Below are 18,791 nucleotides of genomic sequence, written 5' to 3' on the forward strand. Positions count from 1 at the left end.
GGCCCCTGCCGAGCCTGCGCCCGCCGCGCCCGCTGCGCCCGTCCCTGCGGCACCCGCTGCGCCCGCCGAGCCCGCACCCGCGCCAACAGCGCCCGCCACCGGGGGGAGCCAGTAGAGAGCGGTAAGATGCTGCCCACCGATCGATCCAATTGGTGCGGTCGGAGGGCAGATCCTCGGCGTTTTCTCGGGTGGTTTCCCAGCGTCTCCGGTTCGCTCAAAAGCGCGCAGGGTCGAACGGCTTAACGTCAAAGGGCGGGGTGTCGGCCGCAATCATGGCGGCGATCGCCTCGCCGGTCGCCGGACCCGTGGTGAACCCGATATGCTGGTGTCCGAACGCCATCCAGAGGCCGGAATGCCTTGGGGCGCGACCTATCGCCGGCATGCTGTCGGGGAAGGTCGGCCGCGCCCCGCGCCACGCGATGTCCACCGGCTGGCCAAGCGGAAGAAAGGTCTCGGCCTTGGCGATCGCGTTCTCCAGCTGACCGAAATTCGAGACCGAATCCCGGTGCGCCAGCTCCACGCCGCTGGTGATGCGGACGCCATTCTCCATGGGGGTGGCCACGTAGCCGCCGGACACATCCAGGATCGGGCGGCGTAGTTTTCGGCCCTGGTCCATGCGGAATTCGCGATGATAGCCGCGTTCGAAGTTCAACGGCAGTCGATAGCCGAGGGTGGCGAGAAGGTCTGCGGACCAGGGGCCCAAGGCGACGACCACATGCGTCGAGGAGAGGGTGCCGGCATCGGTGTGAATGCGCCACTGATCGCCCCGGTGCTCGAGCCGGTCGACAGAAGCGCTGCGGATCTCGCCCCCTTCGGCGGCCAGCATTGCGGCATAGGCGGCCACCACCTTGCCGGGGGAATCGACGGAGCCCGTGTCCGCGTGCAGAAGGCCCTCCGCGAAGATGGGCGTGATGTCGGGCTCGAGGGCGGAGATCGACTGGCGATCCAGAACTTCCGTTCGCACGCCGAGGCTGGTGAGCAGAGCCTGCTCAAAGCGCAGATCCTCCGAGCCCCCCGTGCGCCACAATTTCAGCCATCCCGTCTCGCGCAGACGATGGGACATGCCGGCCTCAACGAGCCATTTACGATGCAGCTTGCAGGAGGGCTGGATCAGAGCATGGAGGGCGGCCGTGCGCCGTTGAGTGCTGGCCTCCGTCGCGTGCGCCAGGAACCCCAGGGTCCATCTCAGGCTGCGGAGTACGTGGCCCATGTCATAGCGCAATCCAGGGTTCTGATTCCTCATATATCCGAAGAGATTTTTCAGAAGCGCGGGCTGATTTTCCGGTAGAGAGCTGCCGGAGCTGATGACGCCTGCATTTCCATAGGACGTCTCGCGGCCCGGTTCGCGGCGGTCGATCACGACGACCCGCCTGCCGCGGCGAACCGCAGCGAGCGCCGTCGAGATGCCGACTATGCCGGCGCCCAGCACGGCGACATCGTATGGCGTTACACCGATCTTTTCAGACATGAGTTCTCCGGTCTCCCGATTGATTGCCCGTCGCGTTCACACTGTAAGCCACCCCGGAAGCCCGCTCTTCACCCCGCCGCTGCAGGCTGCGTCGACGCAGGTTTCGAGGGAGCCAAAGTGGAATCCCTTATTGACCGCGGCCGGCCCGTAGTGAGCGTATTTTCCGGAATTGGTCATGATGTTTGTGATGTCCGGAGCAACGATGGGTTCGCCGATGAGACACCAACAGGTATCGGTCATGAATCTTCCGCCGAATGCGGTGATGCGCTCGACATAGCCGGCAGCGTCGGCCTTCGCGTAGACGTCGCGACCGCAGGTGACGATCACGCTGACCTGATCGGACTTCGCCCGGCCGTCGCAGAGATGGGCAAGACGCTCACACTCCGTCAGCGAAAAGTGTGGATTGCCCAATGATACGAGACCGACCTCAGGGGTTTCCGCGGTGTTGAGCTCGAGCCAAGTTTCGCCCAGGTCGTGCAGGGTGACAGTCACGCTGCGGGTTGGGCCGTCCGGCCCTACAGCTTGTTCAAGTGAATTCGCTTCGGGGGTGATGGCCAGGACGTGGAACATGGGGGCGGCGGAGGTGGTCGCAAAGGCGGCCCCGAACGCCTTGAGATCATCATGGGTCACCGGCAGATGCTCCAGGCCGCAGACCACCGGAACCTCGTTGGTGGCAATTTTCCCAATGAGATAGCCTAGGGCGGGGTAGAAGGCATCGTCCGGCTGCCGTGGACAGATCACGTCAATTCTCACCGTAGCCAGGCGCGGCCCATCGCGATGGCAATCCGCGTCGGGCGCCCGACCCGTCATGGCGACCAGAATATCGAGATAGTCGGGATATTTCATGGTCCGCGCTCCGATCACGGAGTTGGCGAAAACCACAGCGTTTGATTCCCCCCAGGCGATCTGCTGGCCGAAGACAGGCGGGCTGTCGAGGAGATAGGGTGCGCAGGTGTAGGTGGGCCTTACTCCCATCTCCACATAGGCATCCGCGAGATCGTCCGATGGCGTACCGATCGCGTCGGACACGCCCAGATCACGCCATTGCCGTCGATCGACACAGAGGGCATTCATCGTGGAGGGCACGCGCGCACGGCCGCCAAGCTGGCACAGCTTCCGTGCAAATTGGAGACTTGCAGGGCCCTGATAAAAACAGCCATCGATGTGTGCCATGTCCACATCGACGAGGCGGTCAGCGCCTTCGAGCTGGGCGGTTCGAATAATGATCTGCATGGCGATCCGCTGCGCTTCGCCGAAGTCACCCGCCAAAAAGCGGAGGTCGCCAGGACTGAGGTGGAAACGGCTGAGATCGAGTTCCGGCAAATGTGCGCAGGCCTCGGATGTCGGCGACGCCTTGCCGGACAGGGTCACCGTTCCGTCACGCACCTCGGCGTGCTCCGCCTCGGCGAGCGCCGCGAAACCCGCGGCATCCAGGCGGATGATCGGGATCCCCTTCGCGAACAGCTCCAGCGCGATGATGACGCCCAGCGTGAGGATCGTCTCCCGGTGCTGAATGATGAGTGCGCCTGGAGCATGGCCGTTCATGAGCAGCTCGAAGATGACCACGCTGCCGCCGCAGGACCCGCGTCCGCTGGGGATGGCGAGGATCCTGCCGCAGACGCTTTCGCCGCGCAGCGGATGGTGGGTGTCGGTGATGATCCCCGTCGTCGGGCTTACGCCGCCCATGAAACTCAGTCCCACGCTGGAATAGAGCACCGCGCCGGCAGCTGTGCCCGGCACGAGGCAGTCCCCGAGGATGGAGTTGTCCGACATGTGCCCCTTCTTCAACGACGTTCACCCGCTCCGGCCGCAGTATCTCTTAGAAGAAAAAGGCCAATCCGTCGTAGCAAAGTTTCACGCCGACGCAGAACAGCACCGAATATGCGATGAGGTAGAAGCGCTCGGTGTCGACGAGGCGCACCAAGCGGATGCCCACCCAGGTGAAGACAAGCGCCAAGGGCGCGAGGATCAGGGACAGGGTCAGGGTCTGGCCCGTGATCTGTCCGAGCATCAGGTATGGCGGCACCTTCATCCAATTGATCACGGCGAAGAACACCGCTCCCGTTCCGACAAAGACGTCGCGGCTCAGGCGCTGCGGCATGACGTAGATCTGAAAGGGAGGGCCGCCGGCATGGGTGATCATGCTGGTGAACCCCGCCACCGCCCCCCAGAACAGGCCGGGTGCGACGTCTGCACTTGCCGGCCGTCGCAACGGATTCGGCCTGCGCAACAGGCTGCGCAGGGAGAACAGGATCGCAATCAATCCGATGGCGAAACTGACCATCCCCTGGGAGAGATAGGCGGCCAGCATATAGCCCAGGCCGATCCCGACGAGTGCGCCGGGAAGGAGGAACGCCAAATTGCGCCCGTCAAAATTCTTCCTGTAGGCGATGACGCTATAAACGTCCTGGATCAGGAGCACCGGCAGCAGGACCGAGGCGGCTTGCACCGGCTGCATGACCAGAGCCATCAGCGGGGTCGCGATCATGCCAACGCCCGCGAAGCCGCCCTTCGATATGCCGGTGAAAAAGACCGCAGCGATCACTGCGGCCGCGAACGTCACGTCGGCTGCAGTCATCGTGGAACGTGCCTTCTGCCCTGGGTCTCAAGTTTCGAAGCCATGATCCCCTCAGGTCAACAAAAGAAGCCTGCCCGCTCACTCTCTCGACCGCCCGATATGGTCGATCAAAGCGCGCATCTTGGGCGCCATATTGCGACGCTGGGGGTAATAGAGGAAAAAGCCCGGGAATGGCGGCAGGAATTCGCCTAGCAGGGGTATGAGTTCGCCTGAGTCCACGAATGGCCGGAAATTCTCTTCCAGCGCAAAGGTGATGCCGCCCCCGGCGAGGGCGGTGCGCAGCATCAGCCGCAGATCATTGGTGGTGATCTGGGGTTCGACCGCCACGTCGAAGGGAATGCCGTTCTCTACGAATTCCCAGCGATGCGGTGCGACGTTGGGCGCCGGCCGCCAGCCGATGCAGCGATGATTGACAAGGTCGCGGGGATGCAGCGGCACGCCGTAAGTGGCAAGATAGGCGGGGGCTGCCACCGCCGTTTCCCGCTGATCGCCGGTCAGGGGAATCGCGATCATGTCCTGCTCAATGACCTCGCCCAGCCTGACGCCGGCATCATAGCCCGCGGCAACAATGTCGAACTCCTCGTCCGTGACCGTGACATCGATCGTCACGCCGGGCTGGGCCGCCGCGAAGGAAGCGATGAGCGGCCCCGACAGAAATTTCTCGGCAATCGAGGTTGCGGCAATCCTGAGCAGGCCGCGTGGTGCGTTCTCGGCCGCCACGCCCTCAAGCGCCGTGCGGACATCGGAGAGCGGCCCCGACAGGGCGTCATGCAGACGCTCGCCTTCTTCCGTCAACCGTACGGACCGCGTGGTTCGCATCACAAGCGCCGTGCCGAAAGCATCCTCGAGCCGCCGCATCCCCTGGCTGACGGCGGAGCGCGTCACGCCCAGACGATCGGCAGCGGCGCGGAAATTATGCTCCTCAGCGACGGCGAGAAACAAAGGCAGGAGGTTCAGGTCGATGTTCATTGTCCAGCGTGGCTAACCATCCAGTCAAGAAGATGACCGATACCAGCACCAGTCGCGAGGGTCCATCTTTTCCCTGAACGCATGAATGGAGACCAGCATGGACAAGATTATCCTGATCACCGGCGCCTCCAGCGGAATCGGTGAAGGTATCGCCAAGGAGCTCGGCGGCGCTGGCGCGACGGTGTTGCTCGGCGCACGCCGACTGGACCGCATCGAAGCCATCGCCGCCGAAATTCGCGCTGCGGGCGGAACCGCCATGGCCCGGGTGCTCGATGTCACCGACCGGCAGTCGATGGCTGCCTTCGCCGGTGCTGCGATGGCACCCCCAATCACGACAGACCCCCAAACCAATGGAGTGATCTCATGACCTTTCTCCTACCGACCGTGAAGGCGACGGCAGCCCTACGCCCGCTGCTGGTCGCCCTGGCTTTCGTCGCCGCCGTCACGCCAGCACAGGCCAGCACCGAAGCCGCGCCGGCTTCCGAAGCCAAGATCCGGAACGAAGCCATCGTGCGGGAAGCCTTCGAAGGATGGGGCGCCGGACGCGGCAGCGTCTTCGATCTGCTTTCCCCCGACGTCCGCTGGACCATCCATGGTTCCGGCCCGGTCGCCGGCGTCTACAACGGCGTCAAGGACTTCGTGCAGCGCGCATCGGCTCCGCTCGTGAGCCGCCTTGCGAGCCCGCTGACACCGGAGGTGCGCCACATCTGGGCTGCAGGCGACACGGTCATCATCCGCTTCGACGCCTCCGCCACCACGACCTCCGGAACGCCCTACACCAACCAGTTCGTCTGGATCTTCCGGATGAAGGACGGCTCTGTCGTCGAGGCAGAGGCTTTCCTCGACCTCGTCGCCTATCAGGAGGTCGTCGACAACAACGAGCCGCGCCAGCCGTAGCCGTCACGACACGCCTCAACGGATCGGCGGCTTCCCGCCGTCCACCCGGTGAGGCGGACATGGAGCGGCGGCACCACGCGCGCCGACCCATCCCCACAGACAAGGTTCACAGGAAACGAGGAGCTTCCCATGCAGCGTATCGCCGCCGCCCTCATCGCCGCAGCGCTTCTGGCGCAGCCCGTGCACAGCGAGGAAAAGACAGTGCAAGACAACCACCCCTATGCCGGCCTTTGGGTCACGCAAGACGGTCGCATCCGTCACGAACTTCTGCCCACCGGCCGCTATGTCGAGGCGCGCGGGACACGAGAGCGTGCCTATGAGGGACGCTATGAAGTGACCGGCACGCATATCGAGTATTGGGACGATACCGGCTTCACCGCCGACGGAGACTTCATCGACGACGTTCTGCATCACGCCGGAATGATCCTCTATCGCCAGTGACGGGGAGATGGGACAGAAGGGATCGTTGCGGTGCCTCCCGCATTTAGAGAGAGGAGTTCGAGGCAGCGTCGGAGGACGAGATGGTCAAGTTCGGATATAAGTTGATGACTGAGGAGCACGGTCCTGCTGCCCTCGTCAAGAATGCCTGCCGCGCAGAGGCCGCCGGGTTCGACTTCCTCTCGATCTCCGATCATTTCCATCCGTGGCTCGAGGCGCAAGGACATGCGCCGTTCGCCTGGAGCGTGCTGGGCGCGATCGCCCATGCCACATCGCGGATTGGCATCGCCACCGGCTTGACGTGTCCCATCCTGCGCTATCATCCCGCGATCATCGCGCAGGCCGCAGCCACGATCGCCGTCATGAGCGAGGGCCGCTTCACCCTGGCGCTGGGTGCCGGCGAGCGTCTCAATGAACATGTAACCGGCGTGCGCTGGCCCTCCGTGCCGGAGCGCCACGACATGCTGGGCGAGGCGATCGAGATTTGCCGGACCCTCTGGAAGGGCGGCGTCCACAGCTGGCAGGGCCAACATTTCGTCGTCGATCACGCGCAGCTTTATGATCTGCCGGATGCCCCGATCGACATCGTGCTCGGCGTGAGTGGGGAGAAATCCGTGGCGCTGGCAGCCGAGAAGGCCGACGGCATCATGACGACCGAGCCGAACCCGGAGCTGGTGAGCGGCTTTCGCGCGAAGGGAAAAGCAAAGGGGCCCTGCTATGCCGAGGCGGTTCTGGCCTATGCGCCGACCGAGGCGGAGGGGCTGAAGATCGCCCATGAGCGCTTCCGCTTTTCAGCGCTGGGCTGGGCCGTCAACAGCGAACTGCCTTCGGTGGAGGGTTTCGAGGCGGCGACGCGGTTCGTTGAACCAGAAGACCTCGCCGGCACAGTCGCGGCTGGCCCGGATCTGGAGACGCATATGAGCTTGATCCGGAAGTATGTGGAGGCCGGCTATGATCATGTCGTGCTCACCTGTCCCGGCCCCGACCAGGAGAGATTCATGAGTTTCTTCGAGACGGAACTGCGGGAAGGCCTTCGCGAGTTTGCCTGAATTGGCGCGGCGTGGGCGAGGCTAACAGCCTGAGGGGGTGAGCCAGGGACGCCAATAACCGAGGCTTCCGCGTATTGGCAGGATTGTCTTCTAACTCAGCCTTCTCATATGCCCGATCCGATGCGGTGGTGGCACAGCAGTGGGGTAGCATTAGGGACCTTCGCTCGCTTGAAGTGGCTGCACGCAGGCTTTCCCATCACGAAAGGGGGCATGCAAGGCAGTGAGCTCGTCGCCGGGATTAGGTCCAACCATGGTGGTGAACCTGTCCTGCCCTATCCTTTTGAGACTTGATCTGTCGCACTTCTCCATCGGGGCTCACAAAGCCGCTTTCCCCGCCGTGACAACGCTTTCGCGCAGCCTTCTCGAGCGGCCGGAAAATGCACCGGCACCCGTCATCTGGGACATCGGCGTCCTCGACTGCGTGGCACGTATGTTGCCGACGTCGATCGAGATGCTGTTCTACCTGAAGTCGCGCGGCGATGTATTTGACATGGCCGTTTCGGACAGCGAGTACAACTACCTTGGCTACCACATCCGGGCGAAGCTGGCGCTGTACGAGAACACGTTTCTTCTGATCGAATGCGATTTTGCGACCCTGGTCGATGACTTTATGATCGCAGCGGATCTGGGCATTGAAGCAGCGCCGCCGCAGGGCGTTCTTGAAACCCTCGAAATTCCGCTTGTGAGCGATCTGCTTGCCAGTCTGAAGACGGCACCGCCGGAGATTGCGTCTGTTGTCATCGACTTTTACGAGTTCTCAAGCACGGCGCTCGAGGAGGTCTCCAGGATGATTCAAAGCGTGCGCGAGGAGGTGGCCACAACGCAAAAGGCGGTCAAGGCGTTTTCGGTGCCGTCGGGAAGCGGCGGTCTGACCTACGCTGTGACCAAAGATTTTTCGGCAAAGAGCCAGGCGGCCGCCGCCGCGATTGGCCGCAAGAACAAGTATCAGGCGAAGGCGGACCATTGGTACGTGATCCTCGATACGCTCCAGACGGAACTCCCGGTGGACAGCCTTCTGCCGCTCGTCTGGCCGTGGCGGGAAGACGAGGAGGAGGGCGAAGCAGCGCGCCGTACCGGCGAACTGTTTCACTCGACCCGCAAGGCGGTGGTGATCGGCGAGAAGGACACCTAATGAACAAGCCTGGGACTCCGAACCGCAAGGACGCCGGGCTGGTCGCTGCAGCTAAGGTCTTCGCCAAGGCATTCAGCGACTCTGCGGCTGCCCAAACGCCGCCAACGGGATTTGCAAAGGGCAGCGGTATGTCGCTCGGCGCCGCGGGCGTAGTCGAGATTACTGACGACGTCGCAGAGACGATGGCGGTGTTGCGCGCCCGAGCCATGAAAATCCTGCGCAGCAAGGCTGGTCATGAACGAGCCATGGATCAGATACTCTTCAAGGCGGCGCATCAGTCCGTCCTTGAGGGGAAGAGCGTCGATGCGATGGCGACGGTATTGATCGACGCGGTGTTCGATCAGAGTCTCGTCACCTACGAGTATGTCGCCCCCAATCGGCTCTTCCGGTTCAACGGCGGGACGAAGAGCATCCAGATCGGCAATGTGCGCGCCACGCTGACCTCGGAGCTTCAGACGGAGCGTCAGACGGCTTATCCGAAAGGCAACGTAACGCTGATCCCTGGCGACGAGTTTAGTATGACTCTTCATGCCGGAACGGCATCGATCACGCTGTACGGGATCTGCTGGGTGGTTTCAGTCGACGCCATTGCTGAAAATGTCTAGGAGGAAGCCAAATGGCTGATCGACGTGGCGGTAAGCCTCCTGCGCCTGAGCCACGCGGATTGGAAGGGCATACCGCCGGCGACCGGTGGCCGCGAACCTCACCCGATGCAAAAGCCCATCTGGCAAAACCAGGGCGTCAAGCTAGAGGGCCCCAAGGTGATCGTGGGTGGGGGCACGACGCTGCCCTGGTACGAAATCGACTCGGGCGAAGCGACGGTCGCCACGCCAGAATTCCAGGCCAAAGCCGCGGCGATCTTCGCGCCCACTAAGGCCACCTTGCCGCGCACGTCTCACAAGGTCTCGGTTGGCTGACCCGCGGCCGTCAGTCGGCGGATCGGGCCGAACACCTGCTCTACTTCTTTACCGCGATCGAGGCGCTGCTCTCGGGAACGGACAAAAGCGCTCCGGTCGTGCAGACAATCGCGCGCCATGCCGCGGTCATGCTGAGCAACAACAACGCAGAGCGCGAACGCCACGCCTCGCGGCTGAAAGCGCTCTACAATCTTCGCTCGGCCCTCGTGCATAATGGCAACCGAGGCATCGACTGGACGTCTGCCAATGCAGCTCAGCAATACGCCGAGGCGCTGTTCTACGTGGCGTTGGACAGGGCAACGCTGACTGGCGAGCACCACAGCTTCAGCAAGGAGCTTGCGAAAGCTAGCTATGGTCTTGTCTGGCCGTTGGCCCCCTGAAAGTGTTAGGCCCGGCCATGCATCCTCTTCGACCGGAGCGGCCGAGACGCTCCCTCTGGTAAGGCGCACCGCCTTTGCGACCATCCCGACGCGAGTGGATCACGAACTTACGGATCGAGCCAGGCCCCTGCAGGAGGCGCTGCGGGCGTCGGCTGCATGGGTGTGCGTTCCGAGCAGGCCAGGCATCGAAGCCTCGCAACGTAGCTCAAGATCGGCTACTGCACGTCGGAAGACGACCAGCGCTCGAGCAGCCTTTCGACACTTGCGTCCGGCGCCAAGTCGGCCTCGGCCAGCTCTGCAGGCGTGCGGGAGAAGCGCGGTGCGGGGGCCGGTTGCGCCAGTCCGTTTTTGACGACAATCGTCCGGCGCGCGGCAATGTGCGGATGCTCGATCATTTCTCCGATATCGAGCACTGGGGAGAAGCAAGTGTCATCTTGTTCCAAGATCCGACACCAGTCGTCGCGCGTTCTCGTTGCGAATGTTCTCTCTAACAAGGACGTCAATTCCGGCCATCGTGATCGGTCGAACTGATCCGGCAGTGCATCCTCCTCCAGTTCCAGCAACTCTATCAGTTTACGATAGAATTTGGTCTCGATCGGACCTATCGCGATGAAGCGGTTGTCGGATGTCCGGTAAGCCCTGTACCAGGGGGCGGCCCCGTCGATTATGTTACTTTCCCGGTCCAAGGACCACTTGCCGGTGGCAAGCATGCCAAAAAAGGGGGCCATCAGCGCGGCGGTCCCGTCTACGATGGCCGCATCCACGACCTGTCCCCTCCCGGACCTCTGTCTTTCCATGCAGGCGGCGAGGATGCCGAAAGCCAGCAGCAGGCCACCACCTCCATTGTCGCCCACGAGATTGAGCGGTGGAGGGGGCACGTGATCGGCTGGGCCGAGCGGATGAAGAGCACCCCCTACGGAAATATAGTTGATATCATGCCCCGCCCGTTGAGAAAGTGGTCCGGTCTGCCCCCAACCCGTCATGCGTCCGTAGATAAGACGCGGATTGACCCGGTCGAAAACGTCAGGACCCAGGCCAAGACGTTCCATCACGCCTGGTCTGAAACCCTCGATCAGAAAATCGACATGGACGCAGAGGTCCAAGAGACGGTTGCGATCCTGTTCGCATTTTAGATTGAGAACAATGGCCGGTCGCCCTCGCGTCGTTACGTCGGCTGCCCTATCGATCGTGACGCTGGGCTCCCGTGAGAAGGGAGCATCTATGCGAAGAATGTCTGCGCCGAGATCTGACAGGAACATAGCCGCCAACGGCGCAGGTCCAATTCCGGCAAACTCGATCCCACGAAGCCCGACAAGCGGTCCAGACATGTCTACCCCCTTTGGCTGACGCCGGCCTAAGACGCATGAACTCATAAACATAAAATGAATATTGAAACAACTTTCATTTTATGGTGATTGCATGTTGGGCTGCTTATAATGGCGTCACACCGATGAGCATGAACTGGCCTTCCCGTTTTGGAGGAAACGAACAATGACTCGCACCATCTTCTCAGAAGAACACGATCAGTTTCGAGCCTCGGCGAGACGATTTTACAATGAAGAGGTGGTCCCCTATCGTGAAGACTTCGAGAAGCAAGGACATCTTGACCGCCGTGTATGGGAGAAGGCTGGCGAGGCGGGTTTCCTCTGCATGACCGCACCCGAAGCCTATGGTGGTGCCGGAGCGGATCGGCTCTATCCAGTCGTCATGCTGGAAGAGGCTGCGTATGCCGGCCAGTCGGGGCCTGGCTTCTGGGTTCACTCCGACATGTCCTCGACCTACGTCACTGCCTATGGCAGCGAGGAGCAAAAGAAGAAGTGGTTGCCTGAACTGATCGCCGGAAGAAAGATCATGGCAATCGCCATGAGCGAACCAAGCGGAGGGTCGAACCTAGCGGGAATTCGCACCACGGCCGTGCGCGACGGCAACGAATATGTGCTCACCGGCTCAAAAACTTTCATATCGAACGGTTGGATGGCCGATGTCGTCATCGTCGTAGCCAAGACGAATCCAGGGGCCGGCGCCAAAGGTCTTTCGCTGTTCATCGTCGAGTCGAATATGAAGGGGTTCAACCGTGGCAAACTTCTCAACAAGCTGGGAATGAAGGCGCAAGACACTGCCGAACTCTTCTTTGAAGAGCTCCGTGTTCCGGCGGAAAACCTTATCGGCGAGGAAGGACAGGGTTTCCGCTATCTTATGCAGGACCTTGCCTGGGAGAGACTGTTGATCGCCGTTCAGGCTATGGCCGTCGCGGAGCGAGCCATTGCTGACACTTTGGTGTATACGAACGAGCGTGAGGTGTTCGGCAAAAACGTGTGGGACTATCAGAACACCCAGTTCAAGCTTGCCGAATTCGCTATGGAAGCGAAGGTCGGACGTGTTTTCGTCGATGACTGCATAGCGAAGTCTGTGGACAATCGGCTCGATCCAGTGACCGCTGCCATGGCGAAAGCCTGGATCACGGAAATGGAAGGCCGTGTGCTCGACGGGTGTCTGCAGTTGCATGGCGGATACGGGTTCATGTGGGATTATCCGATAGCGCGAGCATTTGCCGACGCCCGATCCCAGCGCATCGTCGGTGGCACGAACGAGATCATGCGTCAGATCATCGCCAAGTCCATGCCGTCGATCGTTGCAGAATATGAACTCTGACGCACAGTCCGGTGATCCTGAGGGGCTGCGGCCGCGGCGCAAGAGGAGGTCGCGCGAGCAACGGGCACGGGAAAACCGCAATGCGCTCATCAAAGCTGCTGCCGAAATCGTCGGCGAGAGCGGCTTCGAGGGTGCGACGATCACCGAGATCACCCGGCGAGCGGGGATCTCGCTCGGGGCATTCTACCAACATTTCGACAGTCGTGAGCACTTGTTCGACCAGCTGCTGCCAGACGTGGGCGCACTGCTCATCTCCGCCCTATCGCAGGAAACACATGAGGCGAAGGACGCGATCGAAGGCGAGGAGCGAGCCATCAAGGCGTATTTCAGGTATCTGAACTCGGGCTCCCCGATCATGCGTCTGTTCAAGGAATCAGAGGTCTACGCGGCGAAGACCTATGACGCGTACATGAATGACGTTCTCCGACGCTATACGCGTACCTTGCGTCGTCGCAAAGCGGAAGGAGCGTTCACCTCGTTCGACGATCGCGAACTCGAGGCGGTTGCCCTCATGCTCACCGTGGCACGGGTTGAGTTCTTCCAGCGCTACGCAAGTCGCGGTCAGGACACTGCCTGGATAGAGGCTGCTTTCGTGAAGATCGTCAGGTTGTTGTCTCCTTGACTAAGCATTCAATTGAATATCCGGTATGGCACATTCAAAAGTCGATAAATGGTTCAGAGCGAACCAGTCGCGCCAGCCCGTAAACCGCGTCCCCACACATCCATCGCCATGAAGACCCTGACCGTCAGCAACCACTATCCCGAAACGATCCTCCACTGCATCCGCGGTCAGTCGGTGCTCGTCGATCAGTTGCTGGCGGAAGTGAATATCCCGCCTGTCGTCCTAGCGCAGCCGCGAGCCCGAGTCGCGATCGAGAGCTATGTGAACCTCTACAGGCGCATCGTTGCGGTCACTCACGATGAGTCCTTCGGGTTTCTTCCTCATCCACTCCGCCAGCAAACGCTGAACATCGCCTGCGAATATGCCGCGAACTCGCCGACGATCGGAGAGGCGCTGGAAAAGATCTGCCGCTTCTACTCAGTGGTGACTCCGGATGTTAGCTTGGCGGTGCGGCCGCTCGGAAAAGAGGTGCGCTTCGAGGTCGAACTCGCTCGTCCGGATCAGGACTTCGTCCATTTTATGGTCGAGACGTTCCTGTGCATCGGTTATCGCTTTTCGTCCTGGCTTGCCGGTCAAGCGATGCGGCTGACGGGAAGCGGGTTCTCCTACGATCCGGTTCGCAATAAAGACGAATATGTATTCTTGTTCCCCACGTCACACGAGTTCGGCATCGTCGGCCCCAACTTCATCGCAATGGATGCCGATTTTCTCAGGCTTCCAGTGCTCAAGACGGCTGGCGACTTGCGTGCTTTCAACGATCGGGCTCCGCTGGACCTTCTGAACAAGCTGATCGGGAATGACAGCTTGACCAACCGTGTTTATGTGGTTCTGAGCGGAAAGCATCCAGACGAGCCGCAGGATGCGAAGACTGTCGCCAGCGACATGGCCATGACGGAGCAGACCCTTAGACGCCGTCTTCGCGCAGAGGGTAATACGTTCCAGAAGATAAAGGACAACCTCCGCCTTGATACCGCGATATTCCACCTCATGGGTGAGAAATACACGATAACCGAAATCTCCGAGCGTCTCGGCTTCTCCACGCCGAGCGCATTCAGCCGTGCATTCAAAACCTGGACCGGAGTTTCGCCCGAACAATATCGGCATCGCTGACAGGGTACAAACAGATGAAATATGAGGGACAACCTTGCCCCTCCGTTTGACCCTATGGAGCTCCGCAACGAGAACCCGCAGCATCGCGCCACCCGAAGCGCTCCGAATTGCACATTACAATGTAGGTTCCCGTCATTTCCGCCCGGAGGCTTTTCAATAGTCTCCTCCGCTCATCGTGGAGAGGAGATGGCCGGAGATGTCCCACAAATTCAAGAACAAGGTCATTGCCATTACCGGCGCGGGTCGCGGCATCGGGCGCGGCATCGGCACGCATCTGGCAAAACTCGGCGCCAGTATCGCGGCCATAGACATCGATGCCGATGGAATCGCAGGGACGGTCCGGCTGGTCGAAGAAAGCGGATCGTCTGCGCGGGCCTACCGTTGCGATATCACTAAAGAAGCGGAGGTCGAGAAGAGCTTCGCCGCGATCGTCTCAGACTTCGGACGCATCGATTGCTTGGTGAACAACGCAGGAATCATCCGAGATGGGCTTCTGGTCAAGGAAAAGGACGGGAGAATTGTCAGGAAGCTCAGCAGCGACGCGTTTGACACGGTGCTGGACGTATGCCTCAAGGGCGCATTCTTATGCGCCCGCGAGGCCTCGGCCCTTATGATCGAGCACAATGGCGACGGCGGCGTAATCATCAACATCTCCTCCGGCGCGTTCAGAGGGAATTATGGCCAGACGAATTACTCTGCGGCGAAAGCGGGGTTGGTTGCGATGAGCCGTGTTTGGGCCAAAGAACTCGGCAAATACAACATCCGCTCGATGATCATCGCCCCCGGGGCGATCGAAACGGAACTTCTTCGCTCGATGTCCGCCGAGGCGCTCGATGCCTTAGCCAGACAGATTCCTCTCCGCCGCATCGGCAGCATCGATAACATCGCGAGCGCGATCGAGCAGATCCTCGAGAATGATTATCTGAGCGGATCCATAATGGAGGTCAACGGCGGCATGGTCGTCTGACACGAGGGAGACCGTGTCGTTCTTGCGCCTCGACGCCCGCCATCACGTCTCGATCATATGCACATCAGTTTGTCGAATTCCGTCATTCTGCTGATGCCGCAATCCAGCAGATAATTCGTCGTGAAAACACACCCCGTTTGCCCGGGTGGAGCGAAGTCGAGCAACGGGGACGGGGCGTCGCTACGTCCATTCGTTTGGCTCATCAGGCGGGTTTGGACCGATCGGAGGCTGACTTGAGCGAACATATCCACATTCCGGTGCCGACACCGGAGACGTTACATTTCTGGGAAGGAGCTAAGGCAGGCGAATTGCGGCTGCAAAGATGCAGATCCTGCAGCAAGGCATATTTTCCACCTCGGCCTTTTTGTCCTGCCTGCAGTTCCACTGAGGTCGAGATTTTCCGAGCTTCGGGGCGCGGCACGATTCACACCTTTATCATCTCCAGTTTCAGGTCTCCAGGATTCACCCCGCCCTATTCCATAGCCGTCGTGGAACTGGAAGAGGGGCCGCGAATGCTGACCAACATCATCGGCTGCGAGCAGAATTCCAGCGCGATCCAGATGGAAATGCCGGTGGAGGCCACGTTCGAACCGCTCACGGAGGAGATCAACCTCGTGAAGTTCAGGCCGGCGGAGGGTCGCTGATGCCGCGGAACAAGGTGGCGATCGTCGGCGCGGCGGAGAGCGAGCGCCTGGGCAAGGTGCCGGATATGAGCCAAGTCCAGCTGCATTGCAATGCAGCACTACGCGCGATAGAGGACGCTGGCCTGACAGTGAGCGATATCGACGGCATCGCCACGGCGGAGGAACTGCCCTGGACCGTCGCTATGGCGCTTGGCGTCAAGCCGACATGGGTGGATGGAACCGACGTCGGCGGTTGCGCCTACATGCTGCATCTGCGCCACGCCGTAGCGGCTATCGAGGCTGGCCATGCCAGCACAATCCTGATCACGCATGGCGAGAGTGGCAGGTCGCGGGTCGGGACCAAGGGTCTCGACATGATGTATACCGACAATCACCGTCAGTTCGAATTGCCTTATGGGGCGACGATGCCGCCGACCATGTTCACCCTGCCGGTGCGCCGCTTCATGTATGAGACGGGTCTGACGGAGGAACATCTTGCATGGGTGCATGTGCGCCAGCGTGAATGGGCCGCCATGAACCCGCGCGCGATGCTTCGTGATCCTGTCACGGTCGACGATGTCCTAAGTTCGACCATGATCGCCGATCCAATCACCAAGCTGATGTGCTGCCTCGTGACCGACGCGGGGGGCGCGATTGTGGTTACGAGCGCGGAGCGGGCGCGGGATCTGAAACAGAAGCCCGTCTACTATATGGGTGGCGGCGAAACTGTCTCGATAAACAATATCAGCCAGATGCCCGATTTCACGCGGGCTGATGTCTTCGAGGTGGCGTCGCGCAAAGCCTTTCAGGAAGCCGGCATCTCCACTTCCGATGTGGATCACCTGATGATCTACGATGCCTTCGCTCATCTCCCGATCTATGGCCTGGAAGGACTTGGCTTCGTGGGAAGGGGCGAGGCGGGCGACTTTATCAAGGACGGCCATACGGCACCCGGAGGTCGCCTGCCGCTCAACACGAATGGCGGCGGCATGTGCTACACGCATCCCGGTCGCTATGGCATGTTTGCCCTGCAGGAAAGCATCCGGCAGTTGCGCGGCATCGCCCCTGCGCAGGTGGAGGGGGTCGAGATTTCTGTGGCGCAAGGTGTCGGCGGAATGTTTTTTGCCGCGGGGACCGCAGTCCTTACGAACGTCGCGTAGCGGTATCGACATGGAGGTGCTGCCGATGAAGCTTGATCGCAGCAAGATCGGCCTGACTTTGCCGCTTCTTCACTATGATGTCGAACGTTGCCAGCTCCGGTTCTTCTCGAAAACGGTGGGCGAGACCGATCCGATCTATTTCGACGAAGAAGTAGCGCGACGGGCCGGTTATCGCTCCATCATCGCTCCGCCGTCATTTGGCTTTAGCTGCCTTCGCGGATCAGCTGAGCAGATGCCCTTCGTCACTGCTATGGGGCTGAGTGAGGATCAGGTCGCACGGTCGCTCCATGGCGAACAGAGCTTCAGCTATGGTGAACCTATCTGCGCCGGAGACCGGATAACCATCGAAGAAAACATTCTGGACATATACGAGCGCCGCAACGGCACCATGCAGTTCCTCGTCACGCTGACCCGGCTGACCAATCAACTTGGCCAGCGTGTCGGCGAGATGTCCAGTACGCTGATCATTCGCACGCGGGAGGGTGCACGACCGTGAAGCTTGATGAAGATGTCCCCGGTCAGGCACCCGCCGATCTGGTCGTCGGACCTATCACACGAACGACGCTCGGACTTTTCGCCGGCGCCTCGCACGATCATACGCCGCTTCACATCGACATCGACTTCGCGCGCGCAGCAGGACATGACGATGTCTTTGCGCACGGCATGTATGTGATGGCAAACATGGCGCGGCTGGTGACGGCATGGCGTTCGCAAAAGGATCTGATCCGACTGAAAGGGCGGTTTCTGGAAATAGTGCAGGTTGGTGACATCCTCACCTATTCGGGACGGATATCCGAGATTCGTCCCGTGGGGGGCGAACGACACGCCGAGTTGTCCATATCAGTGACGAGGCAGGACGGGCGGCATGTCATGTCAGGCGAAGCCACCATACGCTTGAACGACCGTAACATGCTGGGGCAACCGAATGCGTGACAGATTGCTCGTCGAGAAATCGGGAAGCGTCGTCACACTGACGCTCAACATGCCTGAAACCCGAAATGCGCTCTCCGATGGCGATTTCTGCTCGGAGTTGACGGACCAGGTCGAACGGCTTGGTGGCGATATGTCGGTGGGATGCATCGTGCTGACCGGAGCCGGTGACGCGTTCTGTTCCGGCGGCAACCTCAAACATATCCGAGACCGAACGGAGATGTTCGGCGGAGATGCTCTGACTGTGAAGGAGAACTACCGCACCGGAATCCAGAAGTTGGCCCGCACAATATGGGATAGTGAGCTGCCGATCATCGCCGCCGTCAATGGGCCCGCCTACGGTGCCGGCTGCGATCTGGCGCTGATGTGCGATATCCGGATCGCCTCCTCGAAAGCGCGTTTCGCTGAAAGTTTTGTCCAGCTTGGTCTGATCCCCGGGGACGGCGGTTCATGGCTGCTTCCGCGCCAGATCGGCTTGTCGCGCGCGGCCGAAATGACGTTTACGGCAGATCCCATCAACGCAGCAACCGCCTTGAAATGGGGGCTGGTGTCTTCCGTCGTCTCGGAAGCCAGTTTGATGAAGGAGGCACACGCACTTGCTGCCCGAATTGCACGGCATCCGCCAAGGCAACTGCGCATGTCCAAGCGCCTTCTGCGCGAGGGACTGAACAGCCGCTTTGAATCGGTTCTGGAACTGGCGTCGATCTATCAGGGTGTCGCGCACCAAACAGCAGACCATACCGAGGCGGTCCAGGCGCTCATCGAACGCCGCAGTCCGAAGTTTACCGGCAAGTGACGGGGATTGTCGTAACCCCAAACGATCGAAGTGCTCTACCTGGCGTCCTTTACGAAAGCCGAGGGGTCCGGCACTTCACGCATTCTCACCTTGATAGCGGGCA

21 protein-coding genes and 1 pseudogene are annotated in these 18,791 nt (G+C 60.8%); 17 read left to right on the forward strand and 5 right to left on the reverse strand.

Going from position 1 to position 18,791, the window contains the following annotated elements; genetic code table 11:
• Window positions 1-214: 214 nt before the first annotated feature.
• The 4 genes from FKM97_RS25240 to FKM97_RS25255 all read right to left on the reverse strand — a co-directional run bounded on the left by FKM97_RS25240 (window position 215) and on the right by FKM97_RS25255 (window position 5,015).
• Complete coding sequence (locus FKM97_RS25240; RefSeq protein ID WP_144295237.1) at window positions 215-1,468, reverse strand: NAD(P)/FAD-dependent oxidoreductase; 1,254 nt, start codon at window positions 1,466-1,468, stop codon at window positions 215-217.
• A 36-nt stretch (window positions 1,469-1,504) separates the two neighbouring features.
• The gene (lhpI, locus tag FKM97_RS25245; RefSeq protein WP_205015305.1) at window positions 1,505-3,241 is read right to left on the reverse strand and encodes a cis-3-hydroxy-L-proline dehydratase; all 1,737 of its coding nucleotides are present in this window, start codon (window positions 3,239-3,241) and stop codon (window positions 1,505-1,507) included.
• 46 nt (window positions 3,242-3,287) lie between these two features.
• Window positions 3,288-4,046 (reverse strand): sulfite exporter TauE/SafE family protein, encoded by a 759-nt coding sequence (locus tag FKM97_RS25250; RefSeq protein WP_144295238.1) that lies wholly within the window; start codon window positions 4,044-4,046, stop codon window positions 3,288-3,290.
• A 78-nt stretch (window positions 4,047-4,124) separates the two neighbouring features.
• Window positions 4,125-5,015, reverse strand: a complete 891-nt coding sequence (locus FKM97_RS25255; protein WP_144295239.1) for a LysR family transcriptional regulator — start codon at window positions 5,013-5,015, stop codon at window positions 4,125-4,127.
• A gap of 97 nt (window positions 5,016-5,112) precedes the next feature.
• Here FKM97_RS25255 and FKM97_RS25260 point away from each other — a divergent pair.
• The 8 genes and pseudogenes from FKM97_RS25260 to FKM97_RS25295 form a co-directional block, all read left to right on the forward strand.
• Window positions 5,113-5,334 (forward strand): annotated as a pseudogene (locus FKM97_RS25260) (SDR family NAD(P)-dependent oxidoreductase); the annotation flags it as partial.
• Between the two features lie 44 nt (window positions 5,335-5,378).
• Window positions 5,379-5,912, forward strand: coding sequence for a nuclear transport factor 2 family protein (locus tag FKM97_RS25265; RefSeq protein WP_144295240.1), 534 nt, complete (start codon window positions 5,379-5,381; stop codon window positions 5,910-5,912).
• A 129-nt stretch (window positions 5,913-6,041) separates the two neighbouring features.
• The gene (locus tag FKM97_RS25270; RefSeq protein ID WP_144295241.1) at window positions 6,042-6,353 is read left to right on the forward strand and encodes an Atu4866 domain-containing protein; all 312 of its coding nucleotides are present in this window, start codon (window positions 6,042-6,044) and stop codon (window positions 6,351-6,353) included.
• A gap of 80 nt (window positions 6,354-6,433) precedes the next feature.
• Entirely contained in the window at window positions 6,434-7,399 is a 966-nt protein-coding gene (locus FKM97_RS25275; RefSeq protein ID WP_144295242.1) for a TIGR03557 family F420-dependent LLM class oxidoreductase, read from the forward strand.
• Between the two features lie 250 nt (window positions 7,400-7,649).
• Window positions 7,650-8,531, forward strand: coding sequence for a hypothetical protein (locus tag FKM97_RS25280; protein ID WP_144295243.1), 882 nt, complete (start codon window positions 7,650-7,652; stop codon window positions 8,529-8,531).
• On the forward strand, window positions 8,531-9,136 hold the full coding sequence (locus FKM97_RS25285) for a hypothetical protein (protein WP_144295244.1): 606 nt from the start codon (window positions 8,531-8,533) through the stop codon (window positions 9,134-9,136). The genes FKM97_RS25280 and FKM97_RS25285 overlap by 1 nt, the downstream gene beginning before the upstream one ends.
• Window positions 9,137-9,160: 24 nt before the next feature.
• On the forward strand, window positions 9,161-9,448 hold the full coding sequence (locus FKM97_RS25290) for a hypothetical protein (protein ID WP_144295245.1): 288 nt from the start codon (window positions 9,161-9,163) through the stop codon (window positions 9,446-9,448).
• A 98-nt stretch (window positions 9,449-9,546) separates the two neighbouring features.
• On the forward strand, window positions 9,547-9,828 hold the full coding sequence (locus FKM97_RS25295) for a hypothetical protein (protein WP_144295246.1): 282 nt from the start codon (window positions 9,547-9,549) through the stop codon (window positions 9,826-9,828).
• A 215-nt stretch (window positions 9,829-10,043) separates the two neighbouring features.
• Here FKM97_RS25295 and FKM97_RS25300 read toward each other — a convergent pair whose 3' ends face one another.
• Complete coding sequence (locus FKM97_RS25300) at window positions 10,044-11,156, reverse strand: CaiB/BaiF CoA transferase family protein (RefSeq protein ID WP_170241140.1); 1,113 nt, start codon at window positions 11,154-11,156, stop codon at window positions 10,044-10,046.
• Between the two features lie 163 nt (window positions 11,157-11,319).
• Here FKM97_RS25300 and FKM97_RS25305 point away from each other — a divergent pair, with 163 nt between their 5' ends.
• The 9 genes from FKM97_RS25305 (at window position 11,320) to FKM97_RS25345 (ending at window position 18,688) form a co-directional block, all read left to right on the forward strand.
• Window positions 11,320-12,480 carry an acyl-CoA dehydrogenase family protein gene (locus FKM97_RS25305; protein WP_144295248.1) on the forward strand — a complete coding sequence of 387 codons (1,161 nt, stop codon included), beginning with the start codon at window positions 11,320-11,322 and terminating at the stop codon, window positions 12,478-12,480.
• Entirely contained in the window at window positions 12,470-13,102 is a 633-nt protein-coding gene (locus tag FKM97_RS25310) for a TetR/AcrR family transcriptional regulator (RefSeq protein ID WP_144295249.1), read from the forward strand. The genes FKM97_RS25305 and FKM97_RS25310 overlap by 11 nt, the downstream gene beginning before the upstream one ends.
• A gap of 48 nt (window positions 13,103-13,150) precedes the next feature.
• Window positions 13,151-14,212, forward strand: a complete 1,062-nt coding sequence (locus FKM97_RS25315; RefSeq protein ID WP_144295250.1) for an AraC family transcriptional regulator — start codon at window positions 13,151-13,153, stop codon at window positions 14,210-14,212.
• Window positions 14,213-14,408: 196 nt separating this feature from the next.
• Window positions 14,409-15,179, forward strand: coding sequence for an SDR family oxidoreductase (locus tag FKM97_RS25320; protein WP_144295251.1), 771 nt, complete (start codon window positions 14,409-14,411; stop codon window positions 15,177-15,179).
• 233 nt (window positions 15,180-15,412) lie between these two features.
• Complete coding sequence (locus tag FKM97_RS25325; protein WP_144295252.1) at window positions 15,413-15,823, forward strand: Zn-ribbon domain-containing OB-fold protein; 411 nt, start codon at window positions 15,413-15,415, stop codon at window positions 15,821-15,823.
• Window positions 15,823-16,962, forward strand: coding sequence for a thiolase C-terminal domain-containing protein (locus FKM97_RS25330; RefSeq protein WP_144295253.1), 1,140 nt, complete (start codon window positions 15,823-15,825; stop codon window positions 16,960-16,962). Before FKM97_RS25325 ends, FKM97_RS25330 begins: the two co-directional genes overlap by 1 nt.
• 25 nt (window positions 16,963-16,987) lie before the next feature.
• Window positions 16,988-17,458, forward strand: a complete 471-nt coding sequence (locus FKM97_RS25335; protein WP_170241141.1) for a MaoC family dehydratase N-terminal domain-containing protein — start codon at window positions 16,988-16,990, stop codon at window positions 17,456-17,458.
• The gene (locus tag FKM97_RS25340) at window positions 17,455-17,895 is read left to right on the forward strand and encodes a MaoC/PaaZ C-terminal domain-containing protein (protein WP_144295255.1); all 441 of its coding nucleotides are present in this window, start codon (window positions 17,455-17,457) and stop codon (window positions 17,893-17,895) included. Before FKM97_RS25335 ends, FKM97_RS25340 begins: the two co-directional genes overlap by 4 nt.
• A complete protein-coding gene (locus FKM97_RS25345; protein ID WP_144295256.1) occupies window positions 17,888-18,688 on the forward strand; it encodes a crotonase/enoyl-CoA hydratase family protein in 801 nt (266 codons plus the stop codon). The genes FKM97_RS25340 and FKM97_RS25345 overlap by 8 nt, the downstream gene beginning before the upstream one ends.
• The last annotated feature ends 103 nt before the right edge of the window (window positions 18,689-18,791 follow it).

This window comes from Rhodoligotrophos appendicifer (assembly GCF_007474605.1).
Lineage (GTDB): Bacteria > Pseudomonadota > Alphaproteobacteria > Rhizobiales > Im1 > Rhodoligotrophos > Rhodoligotrophos appendicifer.

Coding starts and splice junctions, on each gene's coding strand:
- FKM97_RS25240 (WP_144295237.1), bottom strand. CDS start 1,468: ATGTCTGAAAAGATCGGTGTAACGCCATACGATGTCGCCGTGCTGGGC.
- FKM97_RS25280 (WP_144295243.1), top strand. CDS start 7,650: ATGGTGGTGAACCTGTCCTGCCCTATCCTTTTGAGACTTGATCTGTCG.
- FKM97_RS25335 (WP_170241141.1), top strand. CDS start 16,988: ATGAAGCTTGATCGCAGCAAGATCGGCCTGACTTTGCCGCTTCTTCAC.
- FKM97_RS25255 (WP_144295239.1), bottom strand. CDS start 5,015: ATGAACATCGACCTGAACCTCCTGCCTTTGTTTCTCGCCGTCGCTGAG.
- FKM97_RS25275 (WP_144295242.1), top strand. CDS start 6,434: ATGGTCAAGTTCGGATATAAGTTGATGACTGAGGAGCACGGTCCTGCT.
- FKM97_RS25345 (WP_144295256.1), top strand. CDS start 17,888: ATGCGTGACAGATTGCTCGTCGAGAAATCGGGAAGCGTCGTCACACTG.
- FKM97_RS25285 (WP_144295244.1), top strand. CDS start 8,531: ATGAACAAGCCTGGGACTCCGAACCGCAAGGACGCCGGGCTGGTCGCT.
- FKM97_RS25315 (WP_144295250.1), top strand. CDS start 13,151: ATGGTTCAGAGCGAACCAGTCGCGCCAGCCCGTAAACCGCGTCCCCAC.
- FKM97_RS25300 (WP_170241140.1), bottom strand. CDS start 11,156: ATGTCTGGACCGCTTGTCGGGCTTCGTGGGATCGAGTTTGCCGGAATT.
- FKM97_RS25250 (WP_144295238.1), bottom strand. CDS start 4,046: ATGACTGCAGCCGACGTGACGTTCGCGGCCGCAGTGATCGCTGCGGTC.
- FKM97_RS25310 (WP_144295249.1), top strand. CDS start 12,470: ATGAACTCTGACGCACAGTCCGGTGATCCTGAGGGGCTGCGGCCGCGG.
- FKM97_RS25265 (WP_144295240.1), top strand. CDS start 5,379: ATGACCTTTCTCCTACCGACCGTGAAGGCGACGGCAGCCCTACGCCCG.
- FKM97_RS25320 (WP_144295251.1), top strand. CDS start 14,409: ATGTCCCACAAATTCAAGAACAAGGTCATTGCCATTACCGGCGCGGGT.
- FKM97_RS25305 (WP_144295248.1), top strand. CDS start 11,320: ATGACTCGCACCATCTTCTCAGAAGAACACGATCAGTTTCGAGCCTCG.
- FKM97_RS25330 (WP_144295253.1), top strand. CDS start 15,823: ATGCCGCGGAACAAGGTGGCGATCGTCGGCGCGGCGGAGAGCGAGCGC.
- lhpI (WP_205015305.1), bottom strand. CDS start 3,241: ATGTCGGACAACTCCATCCTCGGGGACTGCCTCGTGCCGGGCACAGCT.
- FKM97_RS25270 (WP_144295241.1), top strand. CDS start 6,042: ATGCAGCGTATCGCCGCCGCCCTCATCGCCGCAGCGCTTCTGGCGCAG.